Source organism: Microcystis sp. M53603_WE2 (assembly GCF_030065435.1).
This window is the reverse complement of the sequence record NZ_JASJFF010000116.1, coordinates 1-5,776: the sequence shown is the minus strand read 5'-3', so window position 1 is coordinate 5,776 and position 5,776 is coordinate 1. Positions and strand designations below refer to the sequence as shown.

5 protein-coding genes are annotated in these 5,776 nt (G+C 43.6%); 4 read left to right on the top strand and 1 reads right to left on the bottom strand.

The window, feature by feature from the left end; translation table 11 throughout:
* The 3 genes from PX481_RS02835 to PX481_RS02825 form a co-directional block, all read left to right on the top strand.
* A partial coding sequence (locus PX481_RS02835) for a dihydroorotase (RefSeq protein WP_288093575.1) occupies nucleotides 1-894 on the top strand: 894 nt, incomplete at its 5' end.
* Nucleotides 895-978: 84 nt separating this feature from the next.
* On the top strand, nucleotides 979-2,130 hold the full coding sequence (locus PX481_RS02830; RefSeq protein WP_288093574.1) for a DNA-methyltransferase: 1,152 nt from the start codon (nucleotides 979-981) through the stop codon (nucleotides 2,128-2,130).
* A gap of 140 nt (nucleotides 2,131-2,270) precedes the next feature.
* Nucleotides 2,271-2,843 carry a Uma2 family endonuclease gene (locus PX481_RS02825; RefSeq protein ID WP_288028071.1) on the top strand — a complete coding sequence of 191 codons (573 nt, stop codon included), beginning with the start codon at nucleotides 2,271-2,273 and terminating at the stop codon, nucleotides 2,841-2,843.
* A gap of 88 nt (nucleotides 2,844-2,931) precedes the next feature.
* Here the strand turns inward: PX481_RS02825 and PX481_RS02820 are convergent, their stop codons facing one another.
* Complete coding sequence (locus PX481_RS02820; protein WP_002760226.1) at nucleotides 2,932-4,356, bottom strand: Ni/Fe hydrogenase subunit alpha; 1,425 nt, start codon at nucleotides 4,354-4,356, stop codon at nucleotides 2,932-2,934.
* Nucleotides 4,357-5,042: 686 nt separating this feature from the next.
* Between PX481_RS02820 and PX481_RS02815 the strand changes: the two genes are divergently transcribed.
* Nucleotides 5,043-5,776, top strand: a 734-nt coding sequence (locus tag PX481_RS02815; protein ID WP_288093572.1) for a sigma-70 family RNA polymerase sigma factor, incomplete at its 3' end; no start/stop codon positions are given.

The window sequence follows — 5,776 nt, the reverse complement described above, 5'->3', positions numbered from 1 at the left end:
CGTCTGCATTTTTGGGCAAGTCTTACCCTAGGAAGGCAAGGGCAAAAAATGACGGAATTAGCCGATTTAATGCCTGTAGCGGTGGGTTTTACCGATAATCGCAGTCTGGAAGATTTGGGACTGTTGCGGCGCTTATTGGAATACCTAAAACCCTTCGGTAAAAATATCGCCCTTTCCCCCGTAAATCAGCAATTAAAGGGTAATGGAGTCATGCGTGAGGGAGAAACCTCGATTCGCTTCGGTTTACCAGGAGATCCTGCTATTTCCGAAACCACTGCTTTAGCCACAATTTTAGAAATCGTCGGCGAAATTAATACACCTGTTCACCTAATGCGAATTTCTACCCGTCGAGGAGTGGAATTAATTCGCGAGGCAAAAATGCGGGGATTGCCGATAACCGCTAGTGTGACGTGGTTGCATCTGCTCTTAAATACAGGATCGATCGCCAGCTATCATCCCAGTTTACACCTCGCTCCCCCCTTGGGCAACGAAAGCGATCGCAAGGCGTTAATTGCGGCAATTAAGGAGGGAATTATCGATGCAATCGCGATCGATCATCGTCCCTATACCTACGAAGAAAAAACCGTCTCTTTTGCAGAAGCACCCCCCGGCGCGATCGGGTTAGAATTAGCTTTACCGCTACTCTGGGAAAAATTAGTAATAACTGGGCAATTATCAGCTTTACAATTGTGGCAAGCGCTTAGTCTCAATCCCTGTCATTGTTTACAACAAAAACCGGCATCTCTCAACCCCGGTAATCCCGCAGAAGCAATTCTTTTTCATCCCCAAGCAAGCTGGAAAGTAACAGCAAATAATCTTCACTCCCTCAGTCACAATACTTTCTGGTTAAATCAAACAATTACGGGAAAAGTCTTAGAAATGTGGAATTTTTAAAGGGTGGCCAATTTCTATCTTGAGACTCTCCTAGTTTTTTGGATAATGATCAGCTAGAATTCTAGAGAAAACTAGAGTAATGCCATGGAAAAAGAACTGGTATCGGAAAAGCGCGGTTATCTACTTCGCACGGTGGCAGAAGCTAAAGAAATTGTCCTTAATTGGTTGCGAGAAATAAATTTAGTTAATGCGATTAAATTAGGTTTACCAGAAGTGGATGACAGATATCATATTTGGCGAATTCCTTTATGTAATGAACAGAAAAAAACCGTTGGGGAAGTGGTGATCGATGCCTACACCACCGAAATTTTAGCCGATAGGACAACCCGGACTGAAATTATTATCGCTCGTCTGTTAAAACAGGATGAATCTAAATTAGAAACCCGCAAGAAAACCAAAAAAGAATACAAGCTTTCCTCTCTGAGAAATACCATCGGATTTGGTGATTGTGGCGAACTTTTGGAGGAAATGCCAGCAGAAAGTGTTGATTTAATCTTTACCTCACCACCCTATTTTAATGCTCGCCCAGAATATTCGGAATTTGAAGAATACGAAACCTATCTATTGAAGCTGCGACAGGTGATCAGAAAATGTCATCGAGTTTTGAGTGAAGGACGTTTTTTTGTCATTAATATTTCTCCCGTGCTGTTGCGTCGTGCTTCCCGTAATCAAGCTTCTAAACGTATTGCTGTCCCCTTTGATTTGCATCGAATTTTTGTTGAGGAAGGTTACGATTTTATTGATGATATTATTTGGCTAAAACCAGAGGGAGCAGGGTGGGCAACTGGTAGAGGGCGCAGATTTGCCGCCGATCGCAATCCTCTCCAATACAAAACTGTGCCGGTGACTGAATACGTTTTAGTCTATCGTAAACACACGGATTTACTCATCGATTGGCATATTCGTAATCATCCCGATCAAGAAGTAGTAAAAGCCTCAAAAATTGCCGATGGTTATGAACGCACTAATGTCTGGAAAATTAACCCAGTCACTAACTCAAAACATCCCGCCGCTTTTCCCGTAGAATTGGCAGAAAAAGTGATTACCTATTACTCTTTTAAAGGTGATGTGGTTTTAGATCCCTTTGCTGGTTCAGGAACCGTGGGACTAGCGGCCGCTTCTTTAGATAGACGTTTTGTTTTATTCGAGAGTAATTTTAATTATATTGAACTGATACGAAAGCTAATTACTGAAGGCAATAAGACTGATTTAGACTCAGTTATTTGGCTTAAGTAGGTAGGCGTTAAAAATTATCAGATGCCCCCCTTATTAAGGGGGGATTAAGGGGGGATCGAACCTAAAATCCATTTTTAATTTAATTATAACCAGCTACTTAATTGTCCGTTAGAAAACTAACAATGAGCGAGGTAAACACCATGACAGCCGGTAAAAGTCACGCTTATTTTACTCCAAAAGACTATCTGGAAATAGAGAAAATTAGTCCCATTAAACATGAATATATACAAGGGCAAATCTTGGCGATGGCGGGGGCCAGTAAAGCCCATGTTATCATCACAGGTAATCTTTCGGCCCAATTAATTAATCATTTACGGGGTAGTGGTTGTCTTGCCTACGCTACCGATATGAAAGTGCGTCTCCCTAGCTTAAATATCTTCTATTATCCCGATTTTGCCATTACTTGTGACCAACGGGATCGAGTTTCCCAGGAAGATTTTATCCTGCATCCGCGAGTGATTATCGAGGTTTTATCCGACTCCACGGCAGCCTTTGATAGAGGCGATAAATTTGCCGATTATCAAACTATCCCTGAATTAGAGGAATATCTATTGATCGAGCAAAAACAAGTCCTAATCGAACAATATCAACGTCAATCTAATAACCTCTGGATTCCCCATATTTATCACGCGGGAGATTTAATCACTATTAACTGTATTAACTTTTCTTGTCCGATAGAAACTCTTTATCAAAACCTAGAAATTCTTAGCTAGAATCTTCACCGTAAAAATAAATAGTAAAATGGGGTCAGGTACTAGGATAAATTTCCCCTATTTCCTAACCCCCCAACAACTTAGATAATTAACCCCTTTGTCGAGTATTGATCACCTCACCGGCTGCATTAACTAACTCTAGCTGTAGCGGCATTTGTCCCATAGCGTGAGTGGAACAACTTAAACAGGGATCATAGCAACGAATACCCGCTTCCACCCGGTTTAACATCGCTTCAGGAATTTCGCCACCATGGATATAATGTTGGGCGATTTGTTTCACCGTTTGATTCATGGCCAAATTATTATTACCCGTGGCAATAATCAAATTCACCGTTTCAATCAAACCATTCTCATCCACTTTATAATCATGGAATAAAGTACCCCGGGGCGCTTCACTAACTCCCACCCCTTGCAGATTATTAATTCCTGCTTCGGCGCGACAGCGTGGAGAAACTATATCGGGATCGTCGATTAAAAGTTCGATACGCTCTAAACAGCCTAAAATCTCCACTAATCGGGCATAATGATAGTAAAAAGAAGAGGTGGCTACACCACCGACCCGATGGCGATATTCCCGTAACTCGATATCCGCCCCCTCCGTGCCAAAATGGGAACAAACATTTAAGCGCGCCAACGGACCAACCCGATAGATACCGTTGGGATAACCGAGGGGTTTATAGTAGGGAAACTTTAAATAAGACCATTTTTCTACTGATTCGCCGATATAATCGCGATAATTGTCTTCGCTGAGGTTATCGGCCACAATATTGCCTTGACTATCGGTAAAACGAATATGACCGCCGTAGTGTTCCCACTCGTCCCGTTTACCGACCAATCCCATAAACAGGGAAGGGAAATTACCAAAAGCGGCGATTTCTGTGGTTAAATTGTCTAGAAGTCCTTTAAACAGGTTTAAGGCCGTGTAAAGAGTCGCTTTAGACTCCGGCAGTCGTTCTTTAATCCATTGTCGCCCTTCTTCGCTCAGGGGAGAACGCACACCTCCCGGGACGGACCAAGCGGGGTGAATTTTTTTTGCTCCCAAAAGTTCAATAACTTTCTGTCCAAATTGACGTAAACGGATGCCCGCTCGCGCTAGGTCGGGATCGGCGGCGATTAAACCGAAAATATTCCGTTTAGCCGGGTCACTTTCCCAACCAAGCAGAAAATCGGGACTGCTAAGATGGAAAAAGCTTAAAGCATGGGATTGGGTTAATTGTCCCAAATTCATCAAGCGCCGCAGTTTTTCACCCGCAGGGGGGATTTGCACCGCTAGAATTTTATCGCCGGTTTTGGCGGCACAAAGCAGGTGACTAACGGGGCAAATGCCGCAAATCCGGGCAGTAATTCCCGCCATCTCCCACATCGGCCGTCCCTCGCAGAATTTCTCAAAACCACGATACTCGACCACATGAAAACGCACGTCATCCACTTCCCCCCCATCGTCAAGGAAAATCGAGATCTTGGCATGGCCTTCGATCCGGGTGACGGGATCGATAACGACGGTTTTAGTCATAGTAAGTCCTCATTGTTCAGGAGTTTCACAGAACGGCATTGTGGAGATTGCGATCGAGCTTGGTTTCAAAGATAATTTATCCCGATCTCCGCCCTGCTGTTTCTATGATAGTTATTACCCTCCTAGCAATCCTAATTTTTTTGACAATTTTTTCCGATTCTCAATCGGAAAAAAATTTAAAATTTTGTAGCAAATACTACAGAAAATAGTTCGGGAATCCGCCATGATTGTGTCTCTCTTTGCTGGTGTTGATCGGTCATTATATATATAGAAGTCGGTTCTCGGCTGTTAGTCTTCCTCTCAAGGCTGAGGGCGAAAGGGTCGGAATTCAGCTAGATTGTTGACGGCTAATCGGGAAAATCACCTTTTTGTTTTGTAATCTTACCTAACAGTATCAGCGGCACTGCCGAGGATTCAGGAAAAAGCGACCCAAAAACAAGCGATTGTAGTTGATAGTCCTACACTATAATACTTTTGTTCTGGATGTTGAGAAAAAAGCATAAACTTAACATCATACCAAAGAATGAATTAACTTTGAACCTTTAGGGGATTGCCCGCGTCTAAAAGCGCAGGATACAATCAAAGAAATTCCGATCAAACTCATACCGACTTCAGATAAGCCAGACTCACCCGCGAGTCGGAATAGTAACAGACTTTTTCTGTGTCAAGGAGTCACCACCAAACCAATGCCCACCGCAAAAACCAACCAAACTCAATCACAGCCCACCCTCAATGCCGATATGGTGCGTACCTATCTGCACGAAATTGGGCGAGTTCCCCTCCTAACTCACGAACAAGAAATTATTTACGGCAAACAAGTCCAACGGATGATGAGCCTGTTAGAAGCGAAAGAAGCACTATCGAAGCAATTAGGACGGGAACCACAGCGCTTGGAGTGGGCGGATTCGGTGAATTTAAGCGAAAATGAACTGGATCGCGCCTTGAAAACCGGCGATCGAGCTAAACGGAAAATGATTGAAGCTAACCTCCGCTTGGTAGTTGCGATCGCCAAAAAATATCAAAAGCGGAACATGGAATTCCTAGATCTAATTCAAGAGGGTAGTCTGGGATTAGAAAGGGGTGTAGAGAAATTTGATCCCACCAAAGGTTATAAATTTTCTACCTATGCCTACTGGTGGATTCGACAAGCGATTACCCGTGCGATCGCTCAACAGGCCCGCACCATTCGTTTACCCATCCATATCACCGAAAAACTGAATAAAATCAAAAGAACCCAGCGCGAACTCGCCCAAAAACTGGGCAGAAGTGCCACTCCCGCCGAGATTGCCCTAGAATTAGAGCTAGAACCCGCTCAAATCCGCGAATATCTCAGTATGGCTCGTCAACCCATCTCCCTTGATGTGCGCGTCGGCGATAACCAAGATACGGAATTGTCGGAACTATTAGAAGATAGCGGAGT